The sequence below is a fragment of the Cupriavidus sp. 96C5-1 genome (assembly GCF_057798855.1).
This window is the reverse complement of the sequence record NZ_JBYOJU010000029.1, coordinates 26,168-51,743: the sequence shown is the minus strand read 5'-3', so window position 1 is coordinate 51,743 and position 25,576 is coordinate 26,168. Positions and strand designations below refer to the sequence as shown.

24 protein-coding genes, 1 tRNA gene and 1 pseudogene are annotated in these 25,576 nt (G+C 67.1%); 12 read left to right on the top strand and 14 right to left on the bottom strand.

Annotated features, from left to right (window positions below; translation table 11 throughout):
- The first annotated feature begins 172 nt into the window (after positions 1-172).
- A tRNA-Met gene (locus tag AC3FOF_RS27350) sits at positions 173-248 on the top strand.
- 146 nt (positions 249-394) lie between these two features.
- On the opposite strand, the gene AC3FOF_RS27345 is transcribed toward AC3FOF_RS27350, so the two are convergent.
- Positions 395-781 (bottom strand): hypothetical protein, encoded by a 387-nt coding sequence (locus AC3FOF_RS27345; protein WP_488728390.1) that lies wholly within the window; start codon positions 779-781, stop codon positions 395-397.
- Positions 782-900: 119 nt separating this feature from the next.
- On the bottom strand, positions 901-1,188 hold the full coding sequence (locus tag AC3FOF_RS27340) for a hypothetical protein (protein WP_276267541.1): 288 nt from the start codon (positions 1,186-1,188) through the stop codon (positions 901-903).
- 276 nt (positions 1,189-1,464) lie between these two features.
- Between AC3FOF_RS27340 and AC3FOF_RS27335 the strand changes: the two genes are divergently transcribed.
- Positions 1,465-2,148, top strand: coding sequence for a Fe2+-dependent dioxygenase (locus tag AC3FOF_RS27335; protein ID WP_276267540.1), 684 nt, complete (start codon positions 1,465-1,467; stop codon positions 2,146-2,148).
- Positions 2,149-2,346: 198 nt separating this feature from the next.
- On the opposite strand, the gene AC3FOF_RS27330 is transcribed toward AC3FOF_RS27335, so the two are convergent.
- Positions 2,347-2,646, bottom strand: a complete 300-nt coding sequence (locus tag AC3FOF_RS27330) for a hypothetical protein (protein WP_017230360.1) — start codon at positions 2,644-2,646, stop codon at positions 2,347-2,349.
- A 269-nt stretch (positions 2,647-2,915) separates the two neighbouring features.
- On the opposite strand from AC3FOF_RS27330, the gene AC3FOF_RS27325 reads away from it, so the two are divergent.
- The gene (locus AC3FOF_RS27325; RefSeq protein WP_017230361.1) at positions 2,916-3,227 is read left to right on the top strand and encodes a hypothetical protein; all 312 of its coding nucleotides are present in this window, start codon (positions 2,916-2,918) and stop codon (positions 3,225-3,227) included.
- A gap of 196 nt (positions 3,228-3,423) precedes the next feature.
- A complete protein-coding gene (gene lpxO, locus AC3FOF_RS27320) occupies positions 3,424-4,326 on the top strand; it encodes a lipid A hydroxylase LpxO (protein ID WP_017230362.1) in 903 nt (300 codons plus the stop codon).
- An 85-nt stretch (positions 4,327-4,411) separates the two neighbouring features.
- On the opposite strand, the gene AC3FOF_RS27315 is transcribed toward lpxO, so the two are convergent.
- The 5 genes from AC3FOF_RS27315 to AC3FOF_RS27295 all read right to left on the bottom strand — a co-directional run bounded on the left by AC3FOF_RS27315 (position 4,412) and on the right by AC3FOF_RS27295 (position 10,282).
- Positions 4,412-5,956, bottom strand: coding sequence for a sensor domain-containing diguanylate cyclase (locus AC3FOF_RS27315; protein ID WP_488728427.1), 1,545 nt, complete (start codon positions 5,954-5,956; stop codon positions 4,412-4,414).
- Between the two features lie 185 nt (positions 5,957-6,141).
- Positions 6,142-7,194 carry an alpha/beta hydrolase family protein gene (locus tag AC3FOF_RS27310; RefSeq protein WP_488728389.1) on the bottom strand — a complete coding sequence of 351 codons (1,053 nt, stop codon included), beginning with the start codon at positions 7,192-7,194 and terminating at the stop codon, positions 6,142-6,144.
- 56 nt (positions 7,195-7,250) lie between these two features.
- On the bottom strand, positions 7,251-8,099 hold the full coding sequence (locus AC3FOF_RS27305) for an AraC family transcriptional regulator (protein ID WP_488728388.1): 849 nt from the start codon (positions 8,097-8,099) through the stop codon (positions 7,251-7,253).
- Between the two features lie 133 nt (positions 8,100-8,232).
- Positions 8,233-8,409 carry a hypothetical protein gene (locus AC3FOF_RS27300; protein WP_017227841.1) on the bottom strand — a complete coding sequence of 59 codons (177 nt, stop codon included), beginning with the start codon at positions 8,407-8,409 and terminating at the stop codon, positions 8,233-8,235.
- A 367-nt stretch (positions 8,410-8,776) separates the two neighbouring features.
- Positions 8,777-10,282 carry an aminotransferase-like domain-containing protein gene (locus tag AC3FOF_RS27295; protein WP_276267536.1) on the bottom strand — a complete coding sequence of 502 codons (1,506 nt, stop codon included), beginning with the start codon at positions 10,280-10,282 and terminating at the stop codon, positions 8,777-8,779.
- 174 nt (positions 10,283-10,456) lie between these two features.
- Between AC3FOF_RS27295 and AC3FOF_RS27290 the strand changes: the two genes are divergently transcribed.
- Complete coding sequence (locus tag AC3FOF_RS27290; RefSeq protein ID WP_488728387.1) at positions 10,457-10,822, top strand: cupin domain-containing protein; 366 nt, start codon at positions 10,457-10,459, stop codon at positions 10,820-10,822.
- Positions 10,823-10,939: pseudogene (locus AC3FOF_RS27285) on the top strand (serine dehydratase); the annotation flags it as partial.
- A 78-nt stretch (positions 10,940-11,017) separates the two neighbouring features.
- On the opposite strand, the gene AC3FOF_RS27280 reads toward AC3FOF_RS27285, so the two are convergent.
- A complete protein-coding gene (locus tag AC3FOF_RS27280; RefSeq protein ID WP_488728386.1) occupies positions 11,018-11,323 on the bottom strand; it encodes a single-stranded DNA-binding protein in 306 nt (101 codons plus the stop codon).
- 234 nt (positions 11,324-11,557) lie between these two features.
- On the opposite strand from AC3FOF_RS27280, the gene AC3FOF_RS27275 reads away from it, so the two are divergent.
- Positions 11,558-13,180, top strand: a complete 1,623-nt coding sequence (locus AC3FOF_RS27275) for an NAD(P)/FAD-dependent oxidoreductase (protein WP_276267535.1) — start codon at positions 11,558-11,560, stop codon at positions 13,178-13,180.
- Positions 13,181-13,208: 28 nt separating this feature from the next.
- Here the strand turns inward: AC3FOF_RS27275 and AC3FOF_RS27270 are convergent, their stop codons facing one another.
- The gene (locus AC3FOF_RS27270; RefSeq protein ID WP_488728385.1) at positions 13,209-14,489 is read right to left on the bottom strand and encodes a TIGR03862 family flavoprotein; all 1,281 of its coding nucleotides are present in this window, start codon (positions 14,487-14,489) and stop codon (positions 13,209-13,211) included.
- 153 nt (positions 14,490-14,642) lie between these two features.
- Between AC3FOF_RS27270 and AC3FOF_RS27265 the strand changes: the two genes are divergently transcribed.
- Both AC3FOF_RS27265 and AC3FOF_RS27260 read left to right on the top strand, forming a co-directional pair.
- A complete protein-coding gene (locus tag AC3FOF_RS27265) occupies positions 14,643-15,026 on the top strand; it encodes a hypothetical protein (RefSeq protein ID WP_017227713.1) in 384 nt (127 codons plus the stop codon).
- Positions 15,027-15,098: 72 nt separating this feature from the next.
- Positions 15,099-15,665: a DUF1415 domain-containing protein gene (locus AC3FOF_RS27260; RefSeq protein ID WP_488728384.1), complete on the top strand. Its 567-nt coding sequence runs from the start codon at positions 15,099-15,101 to the stop codon at positions 15,663-15,665.
- Between the two features lie 70 nt (positions 15,666-15,735).
- On the opposite strand, the gene AC3FOF_RS27255 is transcribed toward AC3FOF_RS27260, so the two are convergent.
- Together AC3FOF_RS27255 and AC3FOF_RS27250 are read right to left on the bottom strand one after the other, a co-directional pair.
- Positions 15,736-16,641 (bottom strand): class I SAM-dependent methyltransferase, encoded by a 906-nt coding sequence (locus AC3FOF_RS27255; RefSeq protein ID WP_488728383.1) that lies wholly within the window; start codon positions 16,639-16,641, stop codon positions 15,736-15,738.
- A 147-nt stretch (positions 16,642-16,788) separates the two neighbouring features.
- Entirely contained in the window at positions 16,789-17,730 is a 942-nt protein-coding gene (locus AC3FOF_RS27250; RefSeq protein ID WP_276267977.1) for a bestrophin family protein, read from the bottom strand.
- 426 nt (positions 17,731-18,156) lie between these two features.
- On the opposite strand from AC3FOF_RS27250, the gene AC3FOF_RS27245 reads away from it, so the two are divergent.
- The 3 genes from AC3FOF_RS27245 to AC3FOF_RS27235 all read left to right on the top strand — a co-directional run bounded on the left by AC3FOF_RS27245 (position 18,157) and on the right by AC3FOF_RS27235 (position 23,068).
- Positions 18,157-19,839, top strand: a complete 1,683-nt coding sequence (locus tag AC3FOF_RS27245; RefSeq protein ID WP_488728382.1) for a flagellar assembly protein A — start codon at positions 18,157-18,159, stop codon at positions 19,837-19,839.
- 340 nt (positions 19,840-20,179) lie between these two features.
- Complete coding sequence (locus AC3FOF_RS27240) at positions 20,180-20,668, top strand: response regulator (RefSeq protein WP_276267975.1); 489 nt, start codon at positions 20,180-20,182, stop codon at positions 20,666-20,668.
- Positions 20,669-21,025: 357 nt separating this feature from the next.
- Positions 21,026-23,068 (top strand): gamma-glutamyltransferase family protein, encoded by a 2,043-nt coding sequence (locus AC3FOF_RS27235; protein ID WP_488728381.1) that lies wholly within the window; start codon positions 21,026-21,028, stop codon positions 23,066-23,068.
- Positions 23,069-23,351: 283 nt separating this feature from the next.
- Here the strand turns inward: AC3FOF_RS27235 and AC3FOF_RS27230 are convergent, their stop codons facing one another.
- Both AC3FOF_RS27230 and AC3FOF_RS27225 read right to left on the bottom strand, forming a co-directional pair.
- Positions 23,352-23,969 carry a hypothetical protein gene (locus tag AC3FOF_RS27230; protein ID WP_276267973.1) on the bottom strand — a complete coding sequence of 206 codons (618 nt, stop codon included), beginning with the start codon at positions 23,967-23,969 and terminating at the stop codon, positions 23,352-23,354.
- A 565-nt stretch (positions 23,970-24,534) separates the two neighbouring features.
- Positions 24,535-25,398, bottom strand: a complete 864-nt coding sequence (locus AC3FOF_RS27225) for a transcriptional regulator (protein WP_488728380.1) — start codon at positions 25,396-25,398, stop codon at positions 24,535-24,537.
- Between the last annotated feature and the right edge of the window lie 178 nt (positions 25,399-25,576).

The following is a 25,576-nucleotide window of genomic DNA, read 5'->3' as shown; positions in this document are numbered from 1 at the left end:
CACCACGCATCACGTCGTGATATGTCCACTTCATTCGTCTTTGTGCATGCGCGGGGCTTCGCGTTGCTCCGCGGTCTGCCCGGATAGCAGGTTTTTCATGAGGGCGTAATAAAACAATTGCACAAAACGATTGCAATACCGGGCCAGATGTTACATAATCTCACTTCTCGGACGCGGGGTGGAGCAGTTGGCAGCTCGTCGGGCTCATAACCCGAAGGTCGCAGGTTCAAGTCCTGCCCCCGCAACCAGTATCTCTTCCGGTTTTGCCTCCTGGCCGTTCTGGCCCTGCTTTACAAACACCCCTCAGGAATTACAGAGTCGAAGCCGTTCCAGTTCGGCGGAAGCTTGCGTTGCGCACGCACCTGGCTATGCACGGGCTGCGATGTCGCGATGCTCAACGACGTCCGTGGCCACCGCCCCGGCCGCCTCGCTGACCAGAGCCGCCCCAGCTGCCACCACGGTAGTACGCGCGGCCCGCGCCGTAATGGCGGGGATAGCCGTGCCAGCCTGGGCCACGATAGCCATAGCCACCCGAGCGGTAGTACACCGCGCCGCCGTAGAAACCGCCATAGTACGGCCACGGATACCCGTAGTAGCCGTAGCCCAGCGGCGCAGGCGGATAGACCGTGCCCCCCTCATAGAGACCGTAGGGATTGTAGGCCAGGGGGTAGTCGTCATAGCCATCGTAGTAGGGATAGCCTACGCATGCGCCCACCGACAGCAGGGAAAAAGCGAGAAGCAGGCGGAGCAGGATGCGATGCATGGGCGTTGACTTCGGCAATGGAGCGTACCGGGGAGCACATCCGGCAGGTGCCGCCGGACAACGATTGGAGACCGCTACCCGCGACGGAGTTCATTGTCGCGCACCCGGCCATGCAGGGCCAGGCCAGAGCCCGGAATTCAGGCTGGCGCCCGGGCCAGTTCCGCCGCGCGCGCAAAGGTGTCGCGCACCTGCGGCTGCCCCTCGCGAGCCGCGGCCTCGGCGCGTGCCGCCAGCCGTTCGATCAGCACGCTCAGGTTGTTGCCCGCCGGCGCCGTCTTGCTCGCGCCGCATTGCCCAATGGCCTCGCGTACCAACTGATCCAGTTCCTCCGCGACATCGGCGCCGTCGAAGGCGCTGATGGACAAGGCGGAAATCTGCTCGAGGTAGAGGTTGACCAGCGCTTCGTCGTGTACCGGTTCGGCCATTTCCGTCTCCTTGGCAAAGTGGGGGGATAGGATTCATTGTAGTGGGCCGCATGCTTGAGGGATGTCCGGGCACGGGCGACAGCACCCGGTTTCGCGGGGGAATTCCGCCGGGCTTGCGCCATGTCAAGCTCGGATAAATGTTAATGATTCGTATTTGCCGTGACGGGGCGCTTTCTCTTACAATCGCGGCTTGCCCGAGCTACCCGCCGTGTTGTCGGATCCTGACGGCCGGCGGATGCCGGCCAGCCAAATCGTCTTGCCGAGGTAGAAGAAAACATGATGCTGCAGATCCCGGATGTGCTGACACCGACACAGGTGGCCCAATGCCGTGCCTGGATTGACGCAGCCGACTGGACCGACGGCAATGCCACGTCCGGGCATCAGTCGGCCCTGGCCAAGCGCAATTTGCAGTTGCCCGAGGGCTCGCCGGCTGCGCGCCAGGCCGGCGATCTGATCCAGGATGCGCTGGGGGCGAATCCGCTGTTTATCTCAGCCGCGCTGCCGCTCAAGGTCTATCCGCCCCTGTTCAACCGCTACGAGGGCGGCCACGCCTTCGGCAACCATATCGACAACGCCATCCGCCACCTGCGCGGGACCAATTTCCGCATTCGCAGCGACCTTTCCGCCACGCTGTTCCTGACTGCGCCCGAGGACTACGACGGCGGCGAACTGGTGGTGGAAGACACTTACGGACAGCAGCGCGTGAAATTGCCGGCGGGACATATGGTGCTATATCCGGCAACCAGCCTGCATCATGTCAGCCCGGTCACGCGCGGTGCGCGCGTGTCGTCGTTCTTCTGGATTCAGAGCATGGTGCGCGACGAGGGACAGCGTTCAGTCTTGTTCGATCTCGATACGCAGATCCAGCGGGTAGCGCAGGCGATGGGCCATAAGGAGCCCGCCGTGGTCGGGCTCACGGGCGTCTATCACAACCTGCTGCGGCGCTGGGCGGATGCCTGACGATAGTGCACTTCTTCCGCTGCCATGACGGCGCAAGGGTACGCATCGAAGCATGGCGGAAGGGCGCGGGAAAGGGGCGGCGGGACAGTGGGACAGTGGGAGGGATGATAAAGAGGAAAGCGGAACGCGGCGCCAGGTGCCAGCCCGGCGCCGGTGGCGCCCGGCTGGCGTCAGCGGGCGCGTGGCGGTGCCGCAGGGCTACCTGCGATCCCGGTGCTGCGACGGCAAGGGCACGACGGCAACGCGCCGCCGCGCGGGTTTGAGCGCCCGGCCAGGCCAGAACACATAGGTGGTATGCGGATCCATCGGCTTGCCGAAATAGGATACCCAGACCTGCACGCCCTGTTCGGTTTCGGCAACGATGGCGGCCACTGCGCGGGCCGCGACTGCGGGAGACTTGAGCAAGGTGGCCAGCGCTTCCACGCCTTGGACCACGTGGTGCTTGACACCACCGAACCACGCGTACTGACGCATGGCTGACAACAGACGCTCGGTCATGACGCTAATGTTTTGTTAATGATGCAGATAAGACCGGAGCTTACACGCTTTGTTCAGTGCCGATCGATGGGTCTTGTCTATCGCTTACCCTGAGTCATGGAATCTCGCAACGTGGCGGTCAGGGGGGGCGTGGGCGTCGTTGCCGTTTCCGCGATGTCGATCGCGCGCCGCGTTGACAAGGCGATGCCCGGGGATTAGCTTGCTCTCCAGGGGCGTGCGGATCCCGTGCGCCTGCGATGTCCTCTCGCGCTTTTCCTGGGAGCTTGCCGATGACCGAAGACATGCTGCTGCAACTGATGGCCGAAGTCGAAAAGGAAGACCCGATCGACTATGCCGATCTGCCCTTCGACGATGCGACATTGCGCGGGCTGGTGTGCCGGCTGGTGGCGCAGCGTTCCAGCGCGATGGAGTCCGCCGGCATGCCGGTGGACGCGCTGCTGGCCACCATGTGGGCCTCGACCGCCAAGCTGGTGCTGGAGAACATGGTGCTCAACGCACGCCTGCTGACGCTGCAGGGCTTGCCGGACGATGCCAGCGCACTGATCGACCGTATCGCCCGGCAATCGCGCGGCACGCCCTGAGGCGCAGCGTCCCTTGGCCAGCCGATCAGCCCTATGTGGCGGATTGGCAGATTGGCGAACTGTTGCGTGACGCCTCGATCTCATTCAGCAGGGCGCTGCCCGTTTCGATACACTATCGGTTTTCGTCGCCCCCGGATGCCGTGCTGTTGCCCGCGAATGCAACGACGCGCGGTGTTGCTGACATGGAGGATTTCGGGTGATCAAGTGGATAATCGTCGCGGCGTACCTGGGAGCGATCCTGTACGTGCATTTCCGCGGCAAGGTGAGGCTGCGCATCTGGCGCCAGTTGCTGGACCATTCGGCGCTGGTGGCGCCGATCAACTGCTTCATGTACATGTTCTCGGGCGTCCCCCGCACGCCCTACATTCCGGTCGAGCGCTTTCCCGAGCTCGAAAGGATCCGCGCCGCCTGGCCGGAGATCCGCGATGAAGGCCTGGCCCTGACGGCCATGCGCAAGATCAAGGCTGCCGACAAGAACGACGACGCCGGCTTTAACTCGTTCTTCAAGTACGGCTGGAAGCGTTTCTACCTGAAGTGGTACGAGGCCCGCCACCCGTCGGCCGAGGTCCTGTGCCCGCGCACGGTCGAGCTGCTGCGCGGCTTGCCCAGCGTGAAGGCGGCGATGTTCGCCGAGCTGCCGCCCGGCGGCAAGCTCAATCCGCACCGCGATCCGTTCGCGGGTTCGCTGCGCTATCACCTGGGCCTGGCCACGCCGAACGACGACCGCTGCTTTATCGAGGTCGACGGCGAGCGCCACAGCTGGCGCGATGGCGAGGGCGTGGTGTTCGACGAAACCTATCTGCACTGGGCGGAGAACAAGAGCGACAGCAACCGTCTGATCCTGTTCTGCGACATCGAGCGTCCGATGCGCTTCGGCTGGGCCGGCAAGGTCAACCGCTGGCTGGGCCGCAAGGTCATGACCGCGGCCAGCTCGCCCAACGAAGAGTCCGACCAGACCGGCGTGATCAACCGCCTGTTCCGCATTGTCTGGCTGGGCGGGCAGTATCGCCGCCGCTTCAAGGCCTGGAGCCGCCCGGCGTATTACGTGGTGAAGTTCGGCCTGATCGCCGCGGGCGTGGCGCTGATCGTCTACCTGTAGCGCAGGCTTGGGTGCATCGCGCAACGGGAAGGGCCGGCATTGCCGGCCCTTCCCGCTTCTCCCCCCGTTTCCGTCGCAGGCCGTCCTATTCCCGCCGGCGTTCCTGTTCGTCGTCCAGGGCCTCGTAGTGAGCGCGCTTGGCCTGGTACATGCGGGTGTCGGCCAGCTTGACGGCATCGCTCAGGCGTTCGCCTGCGGCGCATGTGGCGGTGCCGATCGACAGGCTGAGCGCCGTACCCGGATAGAACTGGTTGTTGAGCTCGACCACCTGATGGATCTGCTCCACCACCGTGGCAGCACCGCGCTCGTCGCGCGCCGGTAGCAGCACCATGAATTCATCGCCGCCCACCCGCGCAACGCAGGCCTGGTCTCCCACCGCCTTCTTCAGCGCTTCGCCGGTGCGGCGCAACAGGGCATCTCCGTCCCCGTGGCCAAGCTGGTCGTTGACCTGCTTCAGCCCGTTCAGGTCGACCGCGATCACGCTGACGGGCCATGGGCCCTTGCGGCCCAGGCGCGCGAGTTCGTCCTCGTAGTAGGCGCGGTTGTAGAGCTTGGTCAGTACATCGTGCTTGCCGAGGAACTCCACATAGGCTTCGGCCTTCTTGCGCGCCGTGATGTCCGTCAGGGATACCAGTACCTGGTCCCAGTCCGCTTCGCGGCCGGGAAATACCGACCACTGCATGAACACGTCCACCGCGCGGCCGTCCAGCGCATAGTTGACGACCTCGCGCTGCTGCCAGAGCTTCTCGTTCCAGAGATCGATCAACTGTTCCGCGAACTGGACGCGCATATTGTCGCGGAATACATCCCCGAGGCGCGACAGCAGCTCCTGCTTGCTCGACGCGCTGAACATCAGTAGCGTCTGCTGGTTGACGTCCAGCACGCGGATCTCCTGCATGCAGCGCGAAATAAAGTCCGGATGCACATTGAGGAAGGTGCGGAAATCCGTGATGCCCGCGCCGCGGACTTCGTCGAGCAGCAGCTTGACCGCGCTGAAATCCTCGACCCACAGCGATACCGGCGAATGCTCGAACAAGCCCAGCGCATATTGCCCGCTGCGGCGCAGCTCGCGCTCGGTGGCGACCTGCGCGGTGATGTCCTCGATCGATAGCAGCACGCGCTCCCAGGTCTCCTCGAAGCCGGGCATGACGGTCGCTTCCAGCCGGATGTCCAGCCGCTTGCCTTCCAGCGTGTAGTTGACGGTCTGGCTTGAGAAATGCTGCCCGCCGTCCCATAGCTGGCCGAGTTCCTCTACGTGCTGGTCGAACATGTCGTCGCGAAAGACGGTGTCGAGATTGGCCACCAGATCGGACAGGTCGGCGGCGCGAAACAACGCCAGCGTGCGCCGGTTGACGTCCAGCACGCGGATCAGTGCCGAGCAGTGTGCCACTTCCCGTGGATGCGCGCGCAGGTAGCCGCGCAGGTCGGTAATGCCCTGGGCACGCAGCGCCTGGAAATGGCGGCGCACGCCACTGAAGTCCTCCAGCCATAGCGAGACGGGTGCAAGCTGGAACAAGGTACGGTAATTGTCGTCAAGGTCCTGTGTGTGCGATGCGGCCTTCAAGGCGGTCTCTCCCTGTTTCCCAAGAGCGCGCCATGGCAGGTTGGCCGGCTGGCGCGCAGGCGGCATGACTTGTTTGGTGCTGCCCGGGCTCTCGGCCCGGTACGTTGCCATGCGCGCTACGGCGATAGCATAGGGCAGCCCGGCTGAAAATGGGGCGGTGTGGCAAAAAACACGAACGCCATGGCGGCGGACCGGGCCGCACGCCACGCGGGGCGGCACCGGCCGGGGAGCGGATCCGGCCCAGCGGCCTGCTACTTGCCGGTAGCGTTCGGCGCCGCCAGCGTGCGCTGGAAGAACGCCACCACTTCCGCGTTGAATTGGCGATGGAACCGCGCCCGCGAGAATCCTGCGCCCTCGACGCAGATCTCCGGCACCAGCGCAGCCTGCGCGGCAGTGCAGGGGGCGAGGAAATCGTAGTGGCCTGCGCCGGCAACTTCGTGATATTCAGGGGCGGCCGGGAGCGCCTGGCGCACCGCGTCGGCGAAGTCGGGCTCGGGCAGGATGCGGTCGTCGTCGGCGCGCCACAGTTGCAGCGGCACCCGGACCCGGGCCAGCCCGTCCGGGGCGAAGGCATAGCCGAGCGCCGGCGCGGCGATCACTGCGGCCTTGAGGCGCGGGTCCCAGCCCGTGTCGGCGGCCGGCCGCGCCGTGGGCGGCAGGGCAGTATCGGCATGGTCGCGCAGGTATCGGCATGACCATTCGTCCGGATGCGCCTGGCAGTGCGGTCCCACCTTGCCCAGGTCCGCCTGCCCGCCGATCGCCGCCAGTGCGGTGAAACCACCGGCGGAGAAGCCGAAGATGCCGATGCGGCGTGCGTCGATGCGCGCATGATCGGGCCACTGCGTCAGCAGGTAGTCCAGCATTGCCCTGACCTGCAGCGGTCGTTCGGCGATGCGCGCCACGCGGCTCAGGTCCTGGTAGTTATCCCCCGTGTGGGTCGGCGCCGCCACCACGAAACCGGCCTGCGCCAGCGCCTGGGCCGTGTCGCGATGGCTGCCGAGGCTGCCGCCGGTGCCGTGCGAGATCAGCACCAGGGGCAGTCGCGTGCCGGCCACCGCCGCCCCGGGTGCAAGCTCTTGCTCGAATGGCCCGGGTGCATGCGGGGCAGCCGTGGCGTCGGCGGGATACCAGATGCCGACCTCCAGCGGCACGTCGTTGCCGACCGGGACGAGAAGCCGCATGAAGCCTGTTGCGGCATGGGCGTTGCCGAGGCCGAGGCCCGACAGCACAAGCCCCAGGGCAAGGCAGCCGCGCAGGAATGGCGCAAAGCGGGTGGACAGGACAGGTCGGGAGGCGTGGCGCATGGCGGGTCGTTGGATGAAGGGGGGCGTGATATTGGAGGCGGGCCCGGCTGGCTGCGTCAACCGGGGACGCCCCGGGTGGCGGCGGGCGGCCGCACCGGCAGCAGTAGTTCCGTCTCGCATAGCGCGGGCAAGGTGCCGGGTTCGCTGTGATACAGCTCCAGGGCGGGCCGGTGGTCGGGTTCGTGGCCGCTGGCGGGAAGCCAGGCCGAAAACAACATCTCCCAGGTGGCGTTGATCAGGGTATGCGGTCCGCGCAGGGTGAAGCTGGCATAGAGGCCGCCGGCGACGGTCATCGCCGTCAGTCCGCCCGCGGCGCCGGTGTGGCCCGGCTGGACGAATCCGGCGAAGTAGCTGAAGCCGGCGTCGCTCTCGGGGTCGCCTTCGCAAACGCCTGCCAGGCTTGCGGGCGCCCGGCCCTGCCAGCATTCCGCCTGCGTCGCGAGTGCCGCCAGGCGGCGGAACGTATGGGGAATCATGGACAAAGGGCCCTGATGGCGCAGTCCGAGCAGTTGCAGCGGCGGCAGTTTGCGCAAGCGCACGGCGCCGGGCCCGGCGCCGTAGCCCTGGCTCAGCCGCTGCAGCTCGCTCGGGCTCAGCGAGGTGAACTCGCGGAAGGCTCGGGCGAACGATTGCGCGCTGTCGTAGCCGACTGCCCCGGCAATGTCGACCACGGGGCGGTTCGAGCCGACCAGCAGGCTGGCTGCGTGGTGCAGGCGGATGCGGCGGATGGTGTCGGCCAGCGCTTCGCCGGTGACGGCGCGATAGACCCGGTGGAAATGGTAGGGAGAGAACGCAGCCAGCGCGGCCAGGCTGTCGAGCCTGTGCTCGGCGGCGGGATCGGCCGCGATGGCTTCGACCACGCGTGCGATGCGCTGGCGGTAGCTGGTTTCGGTGGAGGCTTTCATGCCCTCGGGTGTCCTGAGCGAGGTTGCGGCGAACTGCCGTGGGGCATTCGCGATTCGGGACACCAGATTACCGCGCCGGCGCGGGCGATGCTGCGCGCGGATTGCTGCTTTTGCTGCCAGACGGACGGACGGCTCAGGAGGCGGGCGTGAGGGCGGCAGCGCCCAGCGTGGCTTGCCGGCGTGCGGCATGTTCCTGCTCGGCGATCAGTTGCAGCGTGACTGCCTGCAGCAGGGAGCCGGCGGTGAGATGCGAGGCCAGTGCGCGGAGCTCGTCGAGCTTGCCGCCGCGCGCGGTTTGGGGATGCGTCATGTCTGTCTGAAGGTGCTCTGAAACAGTACCGATGGTATCGGCAAGCTGGGGGCGCCTGCTTTGTCCTTGGTCATGTTTCGTGCTTCCGGCGTCGCTTGCCGCGTCATGGCCGGCCCTGGTCTCCGCACGTCCCTGGCGGTGCGCGTGGTCTGCGCGGCGCGCGCCGCAAAGGCGCAGGGTGGAACCAGCGGCGTCGATGGCGAGCGGGAGGGAAGGGTGCGGCATCTTGTGACTCCTGGAGAACGCGGTTTGCCGGTTTTGGCAATGTTCGCCAGATTGCCTGCACCATCCGCCGCCGCCCAGCGTGCTGCGATGAACGGCGCGATCGGAGGCGCGAACGGTGTCGCGCGGCGACGGGAGCGGCGCTTTATGCCGTGCCCGCAATCGTTGCCTGGCGCCGCTTCTGGCTGCCTTGGGCGTCGCCCGGCGGCTGCGGCCTGCCCGCCGCGCGCGCCACCACGGCAGCGAGCTTGCGCAGCGCGCGTTCGATTTCCGGCGAATACGGCGTGCCGCAGTTCAGCCGCAGGAAATGATCGAAGCGGTTGGAATTGGAGAACATGACCCCTGGCACCACGCGGATGCCGGCCGCCATCGCCTGGTCGAATACCGCTTCGGACGATACCGGCCCGGGCAACTCCACCCACAGGTGCAGGCCGCCGTTCGGGTTCGAGGCGCGCGTGCCGGCAGGAAACTCGGCGGCGATCGCCTGCGCCACTTGCGCGCGCTGGTTGCGCAATTGCTCGCGCAGGCGCCGCAGGTGGCGCTCGAAGGCACCCGACCCCATGAATTCGGCAACCGCGATCTGGGCCAGCAGTTCGTTGGGCCGCGACTGGCTGTACTTGAGCATTTCCACGCGAGCCTGCCACCTGCCCGCCGCAATCCAGCCCAGCCGCATGCCGGGGGCCAGGATCTTGTGCAGCGAGGCGCAATGGATCACACCGCCGTTGCGGTCCCAGGACTTGAGGGCCGCGAGCGGCGCGTCGCCGTCGGCCAGCGCGGAGAAGCAGTCGTCCTCGATCAGCGCGATCTCGCGCGCCTCGCACCACGCCACCAGTTGCGCCTTGTTGGCATCCGGCATGATGCTGCCCAGCGGATTCTGCAGGTTGGGCACCACCACCACGGCGCGGATGTTGTCGTAGGTCTGCGCCGCCAGTTCCAGCGCTTCGAGCGAGATGCCGGTCTGCGGACTGCTGGGGATCTCCAGCGCCCGCATGCCCAGGCTCTCGAGTATCTGCAGCAGTCCGTAGTAGGTGGGCGACTCCACGGCGATCACGTCGCCCGGGCGCGCCACCGCGCGCAAGGCCAGGTTGAGCGCTTCGGTGCAGCCGTGGGTGACCAGGATGTCCTCGGGCGCCACCGTGATGCGCGAGCGCAGCGCGTGCCGCGCCAGCACGGCGCGAAAGGCCGGGTGCCCCTCGGCGTCGGCTGCGCTGCCGAACAATTGCGGGTAGCGCCGCAGCGCGCGCGCAGCGGCATTGCGCAGGGCCTCCGCCGGATACAGCGACGGGGCGCCGCAAGCGCCGGCAAAGTTCACCTGGACCGGTTGCTGGTGCCCGCGCGCCGTGATGGCTGAGATGCGTTCATGGATGCCGACGTATTGCGCCGGGTCCGGCAGGCTGGCGACCGGTTCCTCGATCGGCGCCAGCGGCTTGTGCCGGGCATGCCGCACGAAATAGCCCGAGCGCGGCCTGGCCTCGAGCAGGCCGTCGCTTTCCATCTGCCGGCATGCCTGCAGCGCGGTGGACAGGCTGACGCCGTGCAGCTCCATCAGGGTGCGCACGGAAGGCACGCGATCGCCGGGCTTCAGGGCGCCGGTTTCGATGGCATGGAGGTAATGCTGGGCGAGCTGGCGATAGAGCGGGGCGGATTCCATGCGGCATGGTGGCGCGGCGGCAGCCGTCGCAACAGATACAGATCAGGGGCTTCTGTATCGTAACAGATGGCTTGATACGCCTCTGTTATGGCTCGCGCAGTGCGGGCGTGTGCCTGTTGAGGTCCGGCGCTGCCCGGTAGTCTGGAACCCTGTCAAAGCCAGTGAGCCGGCATCATGCAAAGCTACCGTTCAGACCCGGTCATCCCCGCCGTCCAGCCCAATCAGCCCGCCCGCGGCGCGCAGGGCGGCAGCGGCCCCGAAGGGCAAACGCTCGACCTCGAAAGCAGCCGCGTGTTGCGATTCCATGCCCGGGCAGGCACGACGCTCTATGTGCTGGAGGGCGAAGTGGAACTGTCCGAGGCCCCGCGCTGGCTGGCCGGCACCATGTGGCGGCAGCCGCAGCGCTTGCCGGCCGGCAGCGTGGTGGCGTTGCCGGCCGGCTGGGTGGAAGTCCTGGCCCGGCGTGCGGCGACGCTGCGGCTGCAGGCGAGCGTCCCCCGCCCTTGGTGGCGCCGCTGGCTGGCGCCGGCGCGGCGCTGAGTCGACGCCACCCGCGCTTACGGTGGCGAAGTGATGCTGTATGACCGCTATACCGAGGATCGCGACGCCATAAGGCGCCATCTGGCGCAGACGCAGGGGCTGACGTTGATCCCGCCCCAGCTCGGCGATCTCACCTTCCCCGTGCCGCTGCAGGCCTGAGGCGGGGAGGTGCCTCCTTGGCGGCGAGGGCCGCCCTCAGTCCCTGGCGTCGTGCACGCTCAGCATGGCATGGGCCACCATGTCGAGCGCCGGCCGCGTGTCGCCGTTCTTGTCGGTCCAGACCTTGGGCGTCAGGCTGCCCGATAGCGCCACCGACTCGCCGTCCTCCAGCGCCAGCAGCGCCGCGCGCACCTTGTCGGCAAACGCAATCACGTTGACGATCACGGTGTCGCCATCGTTGATGGCAGCCTTGAGCCTGGCGGTGACAAACTGGCTGCCGCCCTGGCCGGTGCGTTCGCTGGCGTGGCCGTGCAGCCGGCCGCTGACTAATGCATCGATCATCTGTTCTTACTCCTGGGTTGTCTGGTCTGGCAATGGGCCGCGCGTGCGCTCCGGGCGCGCGCGCGGCCTGCCGGGGTGCGGAAGATCTCACAATTTCGCTGCCTCGGGGCAGAGAATGGGGCGCGGCGCCCGAAAAACTATAAAATTGCGGTCCGGCCAGCCCGACGCTCACCCAGAGTGCAGTCCGCGCCCCATGCAGGGCCAGACCCACCGGCCGCAGAATTCCAGGTTCCCATGCTACGTCTAAGTGAAGTCAAACTCCCGCTCGACCACGCCGAGAGCGATCTCGAGGCCGTGGTGCTCGCGCGCCTGGCCGAACTCGGTGTCAAGGCCGATGGCCTGACCGGGTTCACCGTATTCCGCCGCGCGCACGATGCCCGCAAGCGCTCCGATATCAAGCTCACCTACATCATCGACATCGAGGTGAAGGACGAAGCCGCGGCAATCAAGCGCATGGCCGGCAAGCCGAACTGGAGCGTGACGCCGGACATGGCCTACCGCTTCGTCGCGCAGGCGCCCGCGCCGGGCACGACGCTGCGCCCGGTGGTGATCGGCATGGGCCCCTGCGGGCTGCTGGCCGGCCTGATCCTGGCGCAGATGGGATTCAGGCCCATCATCCTGGAGCGCGGCAAGGAAGTGCGCGAGCGTACCAAGGATACCTTCGGCCTGTGGCGCAAGAGCGTGCTGAATCCGGAGTCCAACGTACAGTTCGGCGAAGGCGGGGCCGGCACCTTTTCCGACGGCAAGCTCTACAGCCAGATCAAGGACCCGAAGCACTACGGCCGCAAGGTGCTCGACGAATTCGTCAAGGCCGGCGCGCCGGAAGACATCCTCTACCTTGCCCGCCCGCACATCGGTACCTTCCGCCTGGTGAGCATGGTGGAGAAGATGCGCGCCGAGATTTTCGCGCTCGGCGGCGAGATCCGCTTCGAGACCCGCGTCGAGGATATCGACATCGAGCGCGGCAAGGTGCGCGGCCTCAAGCTGTCCAACGGCGAATACCTGGAAGCGGATCACGTCGTCCTGGCGGTGGGCCACAGCGCGCGCGATACCTTCGAGATGCTGCATGCGCGCGGCGTGTTCATGGAGGCCAAGCCTTTCTCGCTGGGTTTCCGCATCGAGCATCCGCAGGGCATGATCAACCGCAGCCGTTTCGGCAAGTTCGCCGGCAACAAGCTGCTGGGCGCCGCTGACTACAAGGTGGTGCACCACGCCAGCAACGGCCGCGCGGTTTACAGCTTCTGCATGTGCCCTGGAGGCACGGTGGTGGCCGCGGCCTCGGAGCCGGGCCGGGTAGTGACCAACGGCATGAGCCAGTACGTGCGCGCCGAGCGCAATGCCAATGCCGGCATCGTGGTGGGCATCACGCCCGAGGATTATCCCGGCGGCCCGCTGGCCGGCATCGCCTTCCAGCGGCATTGGGAAGAGCGCGCGTTCGAGCTTGGCGGGCGCAACTACAACGCACCGGCGCAACTGGTGGGCGATTTCATCGCACGGCGGCCCTCCACCGCGCTGGGCTCGGTCGAGCCGTCCTACAAGCCGGGCGTCACGCCGACCGATCTCTCCACCGCCTTGCCCGACTACGTGATCGAGGCCATCCGCGAAGCGCTGCCGGAACTCGACAAGAAGATCGCCGGCTTTGCCATGCACGATGCGGTGCTGACCGGCGTGGAAACGCGCACGTCGTCGCCGCTGCGCATCCGCCGCAAGGACAACTACCAGAGCATGAATGTGGAAGGCCTGTACCCGGCCGGCGAAGGTGCCGGCTATGCGGGCGGGATCTACTCCGCGGCCATCGACGGCATCGAAGTGGCCGAGGCGGTTGCCTTGAGCATCGTCAACGGCAAGCCGGCCTGAGCGCCGGGCCCGCCGTGATCGGCCGTTATCAACCGTTCTCGGCGGGCCCGGCGCCCAGGTAGGCCGCGGCGCCCAGCCCGGCCGCGCGCCCGCTGGCAAAGCAGGCGGTCAGCAGGTAGCCGCCGGTGGGCGCTTCCCAGTCCAGCATTTCCCCGGCGCAGAATACGCCCGGTATCGCGCGCAGCATCAGCTGCGCATCCAGGGCCTCGAACTCGACCCCGCCCGCGCTGCTGATCACTTCATCGAGCGGGCGGGCGCGCAGCAGGCGCACGGGCAGCGCCTTCAGCGCCGCGGCCAACCGCGCCGGGTCGGCGAATTCTTCCTTGGACAGGCATTCGCGCAGCAGCCCGGCCTTCACGCCGGTGATACCCAGCTTGCTTTGCAGATGGCTCGACAGCGAGCGCGCGCCGCGCGGGCGCTGCACCGCCTCGGCCACGCGCTCCGCTGTGAGGCCGGGTGCCAGGTCGAGCTGGATCACGGCCTCGCCGGTGGTTTCCAGCAGGTCGCGCATGGGCGCGCTCAGCGCATAGACCAGGCTGCCCTCGATGCCGCCCGCGGTGATGACGAACTCGCCCGGGCGGTAGTGCTCGCCACCATCGCGATCGCGCAGGCCGATGGCGACCGCCTTCAACGGCTGGCCGGCGAAGCGCGTGCTGAAGTGCTCGCTCCAGGCCACGTCGAAACCGCAGTTGGCGGGGCGCAAGGGGGCTACGCCCACACCGCGCGCGGCCAGCAGCGGCACCCAGGCGCCCGTCGAACCGAGCCGCGCCCAGCTGCCGCCGCCCAGCGCCAGCACCACCGCGCCGGCCTGCACCAGCCGCTCGCCGTCGGGCGTGGCGAAGCGTAGCTTGCCTGAAGCACTTCCCTGCGCGTCCTCCCAACCCAGCCAGCGATGCCGCATATGGAACTGCACGCCGGCTTCGCGCAGGCGGTGCAGCCATGCGCGCAGCATCGGCGCGGCCTTCATGTCGGTGGGGAAGACGCGGCCCGAGCTGCCGACGAAGGTGTCGATGCCCAGCCCGTGCACCCAGTCGCGCAGTGCCTGCGGATCGAAGCCCGCCAGCAAGGGCGCGATCTGCGTGCTGCGGCTGCCATAGCGCGCCAGGAAGGGCGGCATCGCTTCCGAATGGGTCAGGTTCATGCCGCCGCGCCCGGCCATCAGGAATTTGCGGCCGACCGATGGCATCGCGTCGTACAGATCCACGCGCACGCCGCGCGCCGCCAGCACCTCGGCCGCCATCAAGCCGGCGGGGCCGCCGCCGATGACGGCAATGCTGGCGGTGGAGGTGGGGGCGGTGGGAGCAGGCATGGCTTGAATCCGGGGGATCTGTCGATCGTGGCAGGGCAGGCGCCGGGCGGCGGATCGGATTATATAGGGCGGGGCGGTGGCGAAGCGGCAACTGTTAATATCCCCGTTTTCATCGCTTTCTTCCCGCGCGCCATCGCTTTCCAGCCGTCTCCCATGCCCCTGCCGCCATTCCTGTCATTGCGTTTCTCCGCAGCGCGAGTTCTCGTGCCGGTGCTGTTGGGTCTGCTCACGGGAGGGCAGGCAGTGCATGCGCAGGAAACCGCGCAAGGGCTGCAGGAAAAGGCGATGCGCGGCGATTTCCTGGCCCAGCGCAACCTGTCCTATTGCCTGCAATCCGGCTGCCTGGGGCTGGAGCGCGACCGCGCCAAGGCCTGCATGTGGCGCAAGGTCATCGTGCTGTCCGGCGACCGCCATGTCACCGACCTGGATAACGCCAACCTGGAGTACGTCTGCGGCAAGCTGGGGGCAGCCGAGCGCGACGGGGCGATGCGCCAGGCCGAGGCGCTGGCGCGGCAGATCTACGGGCCACGCCGCTGAGTGGCATTGGCCCGCCGCGGGCGCGCACGCGGCGGGCGCTAAAATGATGGTTTAGCGCCGTCCTTCATTGCCATGCCTACCGCTTCGCCATCCAGCCAGTCCGTCGTAGATGCCACCCAGCAATGGCTGGTGCGCGCGGTGATCGGCCTGAACCTGTGTCCCTTTGCCAAGGCCGTGCACGTGAAGCGGCAGATCCGCTACGTGGTGAGCGATGCCACCGGCACCGAGGGCCTGCTGGCTGGCCTGGAAACCGAATTGCGCACGCTTGCGCAGGCCGATCCGGCCGAGATCGATACGACCCTGCTGATCGTGCCGCACGCGCTGGCGGATTTTCTCGACTACAACGATTTCCTCTATTTCGCCGAGCGTCTGCTCAAGAGCATGCGCCTCGACGGCATCCTGCAGATCGCCAGTTTCCATCCGGACTACCAGTTCGGCGGCAGCGAGCCGGAGGATATCGAGAACTACACCAACCGCGCGCCTTACCCTATCCTGCACCTGCTGCGTGAAGACAGCATCGCCCGCGCCGTCGAGGCCTTTCCCGATGCGGCGGATATCTACGAGCGCAACCAGGAAACCATGCGCCGGCTTGGCCACGACGGCTGGCGCAAGCTGATGGGCGAGGCTGGCGGGGAATAAAAAACGCGCCGTGAGGACGGCGCGTGCACGGGACGCTGGCAGCGCCGGCGGCGAGGGGAGGGGGGCGACCTCAGCCGGCAGCGGCATCCGCCGCTTCGGCGGCCGGCTCCTGCGCATAAAAGCGCCCGCGCATTTCCTCCAGCCCCAGCGTTTGCAGCACTTCGTTCAGGCGCTCGGCCGGGCGCCGGCGCGGCAGGTCCTTGTACTGCGCAATGATCAGCTCGTTCTTCATCGAGTGCTCCCAGCCCACCAGTTCGGTCACGCTGACCTGGTAGCCGTGCGCCTCAAGCTGCAGGCAGCGCAGCACATTGGTGACCTGGCTGCCGAACTCGCGCGTATGCAGCGGGTGGCGCCAGATCTCCGTCAGCGGATTGCCCGCCAGCAGCTTCCCCTTGTTCTTGCGCAGCACGCCGGCCACTTCGGCCTGGCAGCAAGGCACCACCACGATGTATTTGGCGCGCTTTTCCAGTGCGAAGCGGATGGCGTCGTCCGTGGCCGTATTGCAGGCGTGCAGCGCGGTAACGATGTCGACGGTGGGCGGCAGTTGCCCGGAAGCGATCGATTCCGCCACCGACAGGTTCAGGAACGACATGCCCTTGAAGCCCAGCCGGCTGGCCAGTTCCTGCGAGCTGCGCACCAGTTCCTCGCGCGTCTCGATGCCGTAGATATGCGACTGGTCGAGTTGTTCCTTGAAGAACAGGTCATACAGGATGAAGCCCAGGTAGGACTTGCCGGCGCCATGGTCGACCAGCGTCACGTCGGCATGATCCTGCTTGAGATCCTGCAGCAGCGGCTCGATGAACTGGAACAGGTGGTAGACCTGCTTGAGCTTGCGGCGGCTGTCCTGGTTCATCTTGCCGTCGCGCGTGAGGATATGCAGCGCCTTGAGCAGCTCGATCGACTGGCCGGGGCGGATTTCGTGGGGGCTGGATGCCGGTGCGGCGGGCGTCTTCGACGCCGGTGACTTCTGGGCCATCTGGGATGTTCGAACCTGGGGGAAAGCGGTGAGGCGTGCGCCAAAGCCGGACGACGCTGCGCCGGTACAGCGGCAGTTTACCGAAAGTCGGGACGCGCCGGGTGAGTGGCGCAGCGGGCGCATGCCGGCGGCGGCGCCCGCGGCACCTCAGCGCAGGCAGTAATCCACCGGCGCCAGGGGCGCCGGCAGGTCGGTTTCGCCAAGCGCTTCCTTCAGCCCGATCTCGATGGTGCGGCACAGCGCATCGAGCGGCAGGTCGTTGGGCGAGGTGCCGAACGGCTCCTCCAGTTCGTCGCCCAGCGCATCGAGGCCGAAGAAGGTATAGGCCACGATGCCCACCACGAAGGGGGTCATGAAGCCGATGGTATCCACCAGCCCGAACGGCAGCAGGAAGCAGTACAGGTAGGCGGTACGGTGCAGCAGCAGCGTGTAGGAGAAGGGGATGGGCGTATTGCGGATGCGGTCGCAGGCCACCGCCGTGGCTACCATGGCCGATAGCGTACCGTCGATGGCCGCGGCCAGGCACGGGTCCACGCGTTGCAGGCGCACGCACTCGCCGAGATCCTCGCCCATGCGCATCATCAGCAAGGCCGGCGCATCGGCGCTGTGCCGCAGGGCCAGGTGCTCGTCCGGCTGCAGCCAGCCGGCGTCCAGGCCGGCATCGGCGCTGTCGCCGCGCAGGCGGTTGCGCAGCGCGTAGGCATAGGCAATGGCGCGCCGGATCATGCGTGCGCGGGTGTCGTCGGGCGTGCCGGGATGCTGCGGGGCGGCAGCGGCGATCAGGCCGAGGCACTGGCGCGCGAGGTTCTGGCTGCGCAGCACCAGTTCGCCCCACAATTTGCGGCCTTCCCAGAAACGGTCGTAGGCGGCGGTGTTGCGAAAACCCAGAAAGATCGCCAGCGGCAGCCCGATCAGCGTGAAAGGAATCGCCGTGAGCGTGACCTTGTGCTGGAAGAACGCGCCGTGGGTCATGGTGACGGCGATGGCCAGCAGCACGTTCACCAGCAGCACGCGCCAGATACGGGACAGGATCGAGCCTCGCAGGACCAGGAACAGCCTGAGTCCCGATGGGCGGTCTCGCACAATCATCTGTGATCCTCTTGTATAGCGGTGGTGTGGCGGCGGTGTTGCGGCGCGGCATTCCGTCGATGGGCAGAAGTGTACATTTTTCGCCCCGGGGTTGGGTTGGGGTGGTGCCGTGGCCGGCGGATCGCAATCGCCCCGCTCAAGTTTGCGCAGCGGCGGCCGTTGGTGTTGTGTGCGCCAAAAATGACATAAACCAGCGGCGCGCGACAAATACCCCGGCCCAGGCTTGCCCATCCGGCCCCGAGCGCCAGGCGCCCGCGCCAGTCCGGCATACACCGATGAGCCATCGACAGCCATAGCGCCGTGCTTCCTGGCCCGGTGCCGACGCATTGCGGCACGGCGGCGAGACGGTGCGCCAGGCCGGGGCCGCGAGCGGCGCGGCGGACGGGGGCCATGCGCCAGGACACGATCCATCAAAGGGTGAACCGAATGGAAAACCGGGGACAAGACACAGCAGAGGCAGCAGCGGCGGCAAACACGGCGCAAGCGACAGGGGGCTTGCAGGTGAGGCTGGAGGAAGGCACCCGGCAGTTGCGTGCGCTGTTCGCTGCCACGGCGGGCCGGCTGCCGCCAGATCGGGCCGGGCTGGAGGACGTACTGGCCGGCTGCGGCTGGGCCGAGGCGAAGCTGGACAGCACGGCGATCAGTGCGTTTCTCTCCCAGTGCCAGCGTGCCGCCGAGGGCGTGCCGCCGGTCGAGGCGCTGATCGGTGAGCTGACAGACGGGTATTTCGAGCTGTCCGTGAGCAGCGACGGCCTCAGCGTGCGGCTGAACCTGCTGCCGCCCCAGGGCGGGCGCGCGGTGACGCGGGACGATATCCGCACGGCGCTGGCGGAGCGCGGTGTGGTGGCGGAGCCGGATCGGGAGGCCCTGCGCGGCGCGGTCGAGGCCGGTCTTTGCGACGGGCTGGAAATTGCAGCGGGCCGCGCGCCGCAGTCCGGCACGCCAGCGCGCTTCGACAGCCTGCTGGCGCCGCGCAAGCCGCTCGCGCCCGAGGACGAGAGTGGCCGCATCGACCTGCGCGATCTCGGCAACCTGCTGCTGGTCAATCCCGGTACGCCGCTGATGCGGCGCATTCCCGCGCGCCAGGGCCTCGACGGCATCGATGTCTTCGGCAAGGCCGTGGCCGCGGTGCCTGCCGCGGATCCGCCCTTTGCCGACGGCCTGACCGGCGTGGCTCCCGATCCGGCCGACCCGGAAGTCCTGCTGGCGGCGATCTCCGGCTCGCCTGTGCTCTCGGCGCAGGGGGTATCGGTGAACCCGGTGGTCGATGTGGAAGCGGTGGACATGCACTCCGGCAACGTCAGCTTTGACGGCACCCTGCGGGTGAGCGGCGATATCAAGACCGGGATGACCGTACGCGTGTCCGGCGACGTCATCGTCAGCGGCACCGTCGAGGCCGCCCATGTGGAGGCGGGCGGCAACGTGGTGGTCAAGGGCGGCATCATCGGCAAGGCCGAGGGCTCGCACCAGGGCGGCGATTCTGCCGCGGCGCTGGCGCGGGTACGTTGCAAGGGCTCGCTGCACGCGCGCTTTATCGAGAGCGCGGTGGTGGAGGCCGGTACCGACATCGCGGTGGAAAGCGGTATCCGCCAGAGCGAGGTGGCGGCGGGGCACAGCATCGTCGCCGGCAGTCCAAAGACCGGCCAGGGCAATATCACCGGCGGGCGCTGCCGGGCCCGGCTGGCTGTGCGTACCGCCACCCTTGGCGCGTCCGCCGGCACCGCCACCATCGTGCAGGTCGGCACCAATCCCTATGCGGAGGCCGAGAAGGCCGAGGTCGAGGCCCGGCGGCGCCAGCTGGAAACCGAGCAAGGCAAGGTGCAGCAACTGGTCAGCTTCTTCGCCAAGAATCCCGAGAAAGCCGTCGGCGACCTGCGCGAGAAGGCGCGCGCCACGCTGTTCAAGCTGACTCGCGACGCGATCGAGCTCGACGCTCGCCTGGCCAAACTCGCCGAGCAACTGCACCCGTCCCCGGAGGCGGTAATCGAGGTGAGCCGGCGTATCCACGGCGGGGTCAGCGTGCAGATAGGGCAGAAGTCGATGAAGATCATGGAAGACAAACCGGGCGGCCAGATCCGCGTGATCGAGGATCGCATCGCCCTGGTCTGAGCCGCGCTTGCGGGCGTGCTGCCGCACCGTCCGGTCCGCCGGATTCCCGCCCGCAGTCTTCCGTCCTCCGTCGCCACCGGCAGTCGAATCTGCTGCCTCGCGGCATGCCGCCGGGCGCAAGTTGCGGAACTCGCTGCGGAACACGTTACGTGACGCGTAACACGCCTTTGCGCGGGCCGGTCCGCGCAGCGCGTTCCCCGATTCCAGCAAACCCTTGCCCGGCAAGGCTGCGCGGCCCGTATCGCATGCCGCGCACGCGCCGCGCGTGGCTGGCACGTGCCTTGCGCTATGTCCCGGCAGGCGCCCTCGATGACGCCGTTCTCAAAACGAAGGAGGAATCATGGACGTGGCATTCAGCAGCCGGGCAGGGGTCGAAAGCTTGATACCGCGGGGTCTCTCGTCGGAGCGGCCGGCGGCCGGCTTCGCGCCGGCAGCGCGCCCTGCGGCGGCGCTGCGCGCCGTGGTGGTCGACGAATCCGCACTGCTGCGCCTCGGCCTGACCCGCATGCTGGAGAGCATGCCGGGCGTGGCGCGAGTGGACGGCGTGGATCCCGATGAGCTCTCGGTGCATTCGTCCATCATCCGCGAGGCCGGGCTGCTGGTCTTCGGCATGCCGCACGACGTCACCAGCGGCTGGCGCTTGCTGCGCAAGCTGCGCGGCATGCTGCCGGCGCAACGGGTGCTGCTGCTGTCGGACAATATGTGGCTGCACATGCCGGCGCCGGAGATGGGTTACGGCATCTGCTGCTGCCTGCCCAAGACGGCAGCCCTGGTCACGCTGGAGGCGGCCATCGGCAGCATGCTGGAGGCCGAGGTGCTGGCTGCCTGAGGGCTCTTCTCCTGCTTTCCCGAGGCGCACCGCGGCGAGCGCGCCGCCGCGACGCTCGCGGCCCTCCGCCGTCTGCGATGCGGGGACGAGCCTGCAATGCACGATCAGCGGGTGGATTCCGGCGAGGCGCCCAGGGCAGCGCAGCTGCTGGCGCTGCACCTGGGGCACCTTTCATCACTCGGAAGTATGACTGGCGTTCACCTGTCTGTAAATACAGACATATAGCAATTCAGAACGTCGAATGACCGGTCTATGTTGATCGTTCGCCACAACGGCCTGCCCCTGGAACGGCCGCTTGCGGCGATCGACGAGGGAAGCGTCGAACATTCTCGAGCCCCCACATAAGACAGGAAGAATATGCTAAAAGCTGCACACGAAGCGGTTGCCCCATCCGTGCTTTCGATTTCCCCGGGATTGACGCCGGGCGGGCTGCGCGCCATCGCGCTGGCCACGCTGGCGCTAACGCTGGGCGCATGCGGCGGCGACGATCCGGTTGCCACCACGCCGGCAACGCCCGTCACGCCGGCCGCGGTGGCGGGTTGCGAGCTGAACGGCACCACCGGCGGCGAAGCGGTGGTGTTGCCGGGCGAGCCCGGTGCCCCGGAAATCGCGACGGGCTACGCGCCCAAAACCACGGTCTACGCCAAGAACTATATGGCGGTGACCAATAACCCGGTCTCGACCAAGGCCGCATGCGACGTGCTGAAGAACGGCGGCACGGCGGTGGATGCCGCGGTGGCGGCGCAGATGGTGCTGAATCTGGTCGAACCGCAATCCTCGGGCATCGGCGGCGGCTCCTTCATTATGTACTACGATGCGGCCACCAGGCAGGTCACTGCCTACGACGGACGCGAGATGGCGCCGGCCGGCGCCGACGAAAACTATCTGCAATGGAAATCGGCGACCGACACGACCGCGCCCGTGCCCACCGCCATCCGCAGCGGCCGCTCCATCGGCACGCCCGGCACGCTGCGCGTGCTGGAGCTTGCCCATGGCGAGCACGGCAAGCTGGCCTGGAAGGATTTGTTCTCGCCGGCCATCAAGCTGGCGACCGACGGTTTCCCGATTCCGCCGCGCATGGCCGCGTCGATCGCCGGCGCCGGCACGGTCGCCAATATCAAGCGCGATGCCGAGATGGCGGCGTATTTCCTCAACGCCGACGGCACGCCGCGCGCGGTCAATACCATCATCAGGAATCCGGCCCTGGCCAATGTGTTCAGCGCGGTTGCCAGCCAGGGCGCCGACGCCTTCTACAAGAACGGCCCGATCGCGCAGGCCATCGTCGACAAGATCCAGACGACCTACGGCGGTACCACCACGCCTGGCGTGACCACCGTGGCCGACCTGGAGAACTACGCCGCCAAGAAGCGCGCCGCGGTTTGCACCACCTATCGCCAATACGAGATCTGCGGCATGCCGCCGCCTTCCTCGGGCGGCATCGCGGTGGCGCAGATCATGGGCATTCTCGAAAACTATGAGATGTCGCGCTACGCGCCGACGAGCATGGACAAGAACGGCGGCCGCCCGAGCGTGCTCGGGGCGCACCTGGTGGCCGAGGCCGGCAACCTGGCCTATGCCGACCGCAATAAATACGTGGCCGACACCGACTTCATCGGCCTGCCCGGCGGCAGCTGGGAAAGCATGCTGAACAAGCCGTACCTGCGGCAGCGCGCGGACCTGATCACGACCGTAGGCTCGATGCCGCTGCCGGCCCCCGCGGGCAATCTGGGTGCTGTTCCGCTCGCGCCGTCGATCCTGGACGAGCACGGCACCACGCATCTGTCGCTTACCGACAAATATGGCAACGTGGTCTCGATGACCACTACCATCGAGTCGGGCCTCGGCTCCTATCACTTCACCAACGGCTTCCTGCTCAACAACCAGCTGACCGATTTCAACGCCGCCCCCAAGGACAGCCTCGGCACGCCTATCGCCAACCGGCTGCAGCCGGGCAAGCGTCCGCGCAGTTCCATGGCGCCCACGCTGGTGTTCAAGCGCAATGCCGACGGCTCGCGCGGCGACTTCTACATGACCACGGGTTCGCCGGGCGGCGCTACCATCATCCAGTACGTGGCCAAGACGCTGGTCGGCGCGCTGGACTGGAAGATGGACGCGCAGCAGGCCGTGTCGATGATCGACTTCGGTTCCAACAACGTCAGCATGATCGTTGGCGGCGAGCACCCCAACGTGGACGCGCGCGTGCCGGCCGGCGGCCTGGCCGGCGACAACGATCCGCTGGTCAAGGGCTTGCGAGCGCTGGGGCATACGGTGAACGTGGGCGCGCAATCGAGCGGCCTGAGCGCCATCATCCGCACCACCGTTGGCGGCGCACCGGCCCTGGTGGGCGGCGCCGATCCGCGGCGCGAAGGCGTGGTGCTGGGCGATACCTTCAAGCCGTAGGCCAGGATCGCCGGCCGCATTCCGGCCCCTGGGACACGCCGGCGCTGCTGACGGCGGCGTGGCGTGCGTAATTACCGCAGCCGCTTGCAGAAATTTCTCAGTGCAGAATCAGATTAGTCTGGCTGATCGCGACTGTCTCAAGCGCTAAAGTGACTACATACCGCTCTCACCCCGGGGGCGGTATTCCCGATGGGGCCTAATCCCTTGGCTCCTTTTCATAGCGCTACATGCTTCATGCATGTAGCGTCTTTTTTTGTGCGGCGGATTTACGAGACCGGTAGATTCACCAGACCCGTATCTTGATCTGCAGCGATATGCAGCCGTCGACCTTCCCCCGCATCGTCGGCACGTAGATCAGATTGGCTCCCACGCGCCCGAACTCGACACTGATCACCGGTGCGACCATCGGCGACCAGCCGCCATTGTTGACGTCCGGATATCCCCGCACCGCGCCCACCGCAGCGCCGATCCGGATCGGCCCCAGGTGCAGGGGCTGCCAGCTCACGGTGGCGTAGGTCGAGTGGTAGCGCATGCTGTTGCGGTACTCGCCCGCGGACAAGGTGAAGTCCTCGCTGACGCGAAAATCAGCGCCAAATCCCCAGTTTTGCGCATTGTAGTGCGCTGCGTGATTGAAGTGGTATGAAAGGAATCCCGCGTTCAGCCAGACCTGCCGCGCAAAGGCGGGCGCGGGCGCGGGTGCCGCCGCTGCTGCCGGGGTTGGCGTCTCGGGTGCCGGGACTGCCGGAGAAACTTCCGGCAATGGTGCCGGGACATCTGGCGGCGCACCTTCGTCCGCGCGTGCCGGTGCCGAGCCCAGCGATGCGCACAGGGCGAGCACCACGAAGACTCCACGCGAAAAATGGCAATATCTCGCCGCACCAGGGATTGGATAAGCATCCATGGCCGCTTCCTCTATTCTTGTTTTGGCTGAGATTGGCCGGGCCCGGCGCGGTCAGCGCGCGGGTGCAGCCATCCTGCGATTCCGGCGTTGCGCCGGCAGCCCTATGTGGTAGCGGTCTGCATGGTGTTCCCCGGTTGCGAAGCAAGTGCGAACCCGTGCCGGGCGCATGCCGGCCGGTTCGTCGTATGTCTGACGGGTGCCTGGAATCGGCTGCCTGCCGTTGTATTTGTCGTGATACCAGTCTGGTGCCTTGGCGTCGTCGATTCAATCAATCGAACGTCGTAGGCTGATGGAAGAGGGGGTAGCCGGGAGGTTGTAAACGTTTCGCTCGGGCCAGCCGTTTGGCGGGTGGGAAACGTGCGGGGAGGGGGAAGGGTTTGCCCGCAGCCGGAGGTTGGCCAGGGGGGCGGCAGTTTTGCCTCGGGCTAGCCGTGTCAGTTGTCTTGCTTGGCTGATCCTGGCGGGATATTCAGGTGGTGTCGCAGGGTGTCCGTGGAAGGCCCCGCAAGGCCATGGCATGGCATCGGGCACATGCCGTCCGGACGTCGTGCGGCATGCGCCCGGCTCACGAGGGAGCGCCGGCAGTCGACGCGGTCAGCGCAGGAGCCATGGGACGCCAGGCCAGCCCGGTGCCGCCGCCCGCGAACTCGCCGCGCATTGCGTGCGCGTCGGGAAAATCGGCTGCATCGAGCCAGACGGACAGGTAGGCGCCCATCGCGTCCAGCAGCGTGTCCGAATTGATGCCGGTAGGGCCGCCGACTTTCGGGCAGATGACCAGGTGAGTGCCCTCGTGCGAGTAGACGCGCAGCGTCTTGACCAGGTCGGCGGGTTGCAGGCGGTGCTCCGAGCAAGGCACGCCCTCGAAGCCGAATGCCATCAGGAACTCGTCCTCTTCCGCCTGTCCTGTGCAGAGAATGACCTTGGGGTGGACTCGCCTGCGCAACCCGGCGATAAAGCGGAAGCGGCCGCCTTGCCGGCAGAATTCCACATAGCGCCAGTTCGGGCTGAGATAAGGATTGCGCCGGAAGGTTTCGATCTGCGACAGATCCATCTGCTGGGGCTTGGGCAAGGGATAGAGGTTGAGCTTGAATTCCCAGCCCCGCGGACCATAGAGATGCCGGTCGAAGTAGCTGCGCCAATCCAGTTCTGGCACCGGTTCGCGCAGCACCGCGGCCCGCGTTGCCGCCATGATGCGGGCCAGGCGTTGATGCGTTTGCCAGCGCTGCATATCGTGGCGATGCCGTTCGCGAAACGCGCTGTCCCATGCCGGTGGCTCGTGCAGCGGCGTCAGCGGGGCGCCTGGCGCGGTTGCGAGGAGATGAGGTTCCTTGTCGCAGATCCACACGGCTGCGCCGATGTTGCCACCTTCCATGCCTGCGTAGGACGAAAAGTACGCGTCGAGTTCGTCGCTGCTGAAAACTGATGTCATTCGATTTCTCGTTCTTCCTGTCGACCCGTTCAGGTGAGCTCCCGGCAATGCGCATGGCACGACGAAAGGGCGCTCCCGCCCGGCAACGGCCTGGCGCCGCGCCGTTGCTGCTGGTCCAGCCCCAGCCTTGTCATCGTTGCCTGTGGTTGTGTGCGGTGCCGGCATTGCGCGGGCAACG

What these genes read in the sequence shown, in the direction of transcription:
- AC3FOF_RS27275 (WP_276267535.1), top strand. Translation starts at nt 11,558, where the DNA reads ATGCTACGTCTAAGTGAAGTCAAACTCCCGCTCGACCACGCCGAGAGC.
- AC3FOF_RS27325 (WP_017230361.1), top strand. Translation starts at nt 2,916, where the DNA reads ATGACCGAAGACATGCTGCTGCAACTGATGGCCGAAGTCGAAAAGGAA.
- AC3FOF_RS27305 (WP_488728388.1), bottom strand. Translation starts at nt 8,099, where the DNA reads ATGAAAGCCTCCACCGAAACCAGCTACCGCCAGCGCATCGCACGCGTG.
- AC3FOF_RS27255 (WP_488728383.1), bottom strand. Translation starts at nt 16,641, where the DNA reads ATGGCCCAGAAGTCACCGGCGTCGAAGACGCCCGCCGCACCGGCATCC.
- AC3FOF_RS27250 (WP_276267977.1), bottom strand. Translation starts at nt 17,730, where the DNA reads ATGATTGTGCGAGACCGCCCATCGGGACTCAGGCTGTTCCTGGTCCTG.
- AC3FOF_RS27315 (WP_488728427.1), bottom strand. Translation starts at nt 5,956, where the DNA reads ATGCCGCCTGCGCGCCAGCCGGCCAACCTGCCATGGCGCGCTCTTGGG.
- AC3FOF_RS27310 (WP_488728389.1), bottom strand. Translation starts at nt 7,194, where the DNA reads ATGCGCCACGCCTCCCGACCTGTCCTGTCCACCCGCTTTGCGCCATTC.
- AC3FOF_RS27265 (WP_017227713.1), top strand. Translation starts at nt 14,643, where the DNA reads ATGCCCCTGCCGCCATTCCTGTCATTGCGTTTCTCCGCAGCGCGAGTT.
- AC3FOF_RS27330 (WP_017230360.1), bottom strand. Translation starts at nt 2,646, where the DNA reads ATGACCGAGCGTCTGTTGTCAGCCATGCGTCAGTACGCGTGGTTCGGT.
- AC3FOF_RS27300 (WP_017227841.1), bottom strand. Translation starts at nt 8,409, where the DNA reads ATGACGCATCCCCAAACCGCGCGCGGCGGCAAGCTCGACGAGCTCCGC.
- AC3FOF_RS27335 (WP_276267540.1), top strand. Translation starts at nt 1,465, where the DNA reads ATGATGCTGCAGATCCCGGATGTGCTGACACCGACACAGGTGGCCCAA.
- AC3FOF_RS27295 (WP_276267536.1), bottom strand. Translation starts at nt 10,282, where the DNA reads ATGGAATCCGCCCCGCTCTATCGCCAGCTCGCCCAGCATTACCTCCAT.
- AC3FOF_RS27235 (WP_488728381.1), top strand. Translation starts at nt 21,026, where the DNA reads ATGCTAAAAGCTGCACACGAAGCGGTTGCCCCATCCGTGCTTTCGATT.
- AC3FOF_RS27260 (WP_488728384.1), top strand. Translation starts at nt 15,099, where the DNA reads ATGCCTACCGCTTCGCCATCCAGCCAGTCCGTCGTAGATGCCACCCAG.
- AC3FOF_RS27225 (WP_488728380.1), bottom strand. Translation starts at nt 25,398, where the DNA reads ATGACATCAGTTTTCAGCAGCGACGAACTCGACGCGTACTTTTCGTCC.
- AC3FOF_RS27270 (WP_488728385.1), bottom strand. Translation starts at nt 14,489, where the DNA reads ATGCCTGCTCCCACCGCCCCCACCTCCACCGCCAGCATTGCCGTCATC.
- AC3FOF_RS27230 (WP_276267973.1), bottom strand. Translation starts at nt 23,969, where the DNA reads ATGGATGCTTATCCAATCCCTGGTGCGGCGAGATATTGCCATTTTTCG.
- AC3FOF_RS27245 (WP_488728382.1), top strand. Translation starts at nt 18,157, where the DNA reads ATGGAAAACCGGGGACAAGACACAGCAGAGGCAGCAGCGGCGGCAAAC.
- AC3FOF_RS27290 (WP_488728387.1), top strand. Translation starts at nt 10,457, where the DNA reads ATGCAAAGCTACCGTTCAGACCCGGTCATCCCCGCCGTCCAGCCCAAT.
- AC3FOF_RS27280 (WP_488728386.1), bottom strand. Translation starts at nt 11,323, where the DNA reads ATGATCGATGCATTAGTCAGCGGCCGGCTGCACGGCCACGCCAGCGAA.
- AC3FOF_RS27340 (WP_276267541.1), bottom strand. Translation starts at nt 1,188, where the DNA reads ATGGCCGAACCGGTACACGACGAAGCGCTGGTCAACCTCTACCTCGAG.
- AC3FOF_RS27240 (WP_276267975.1), top strand. Translation starts at nt 20,180, where the DNA reads ATGGACGTGGCATTCAGCAGCCGGGCAGGGGTCGAAAGCTTGATACCG.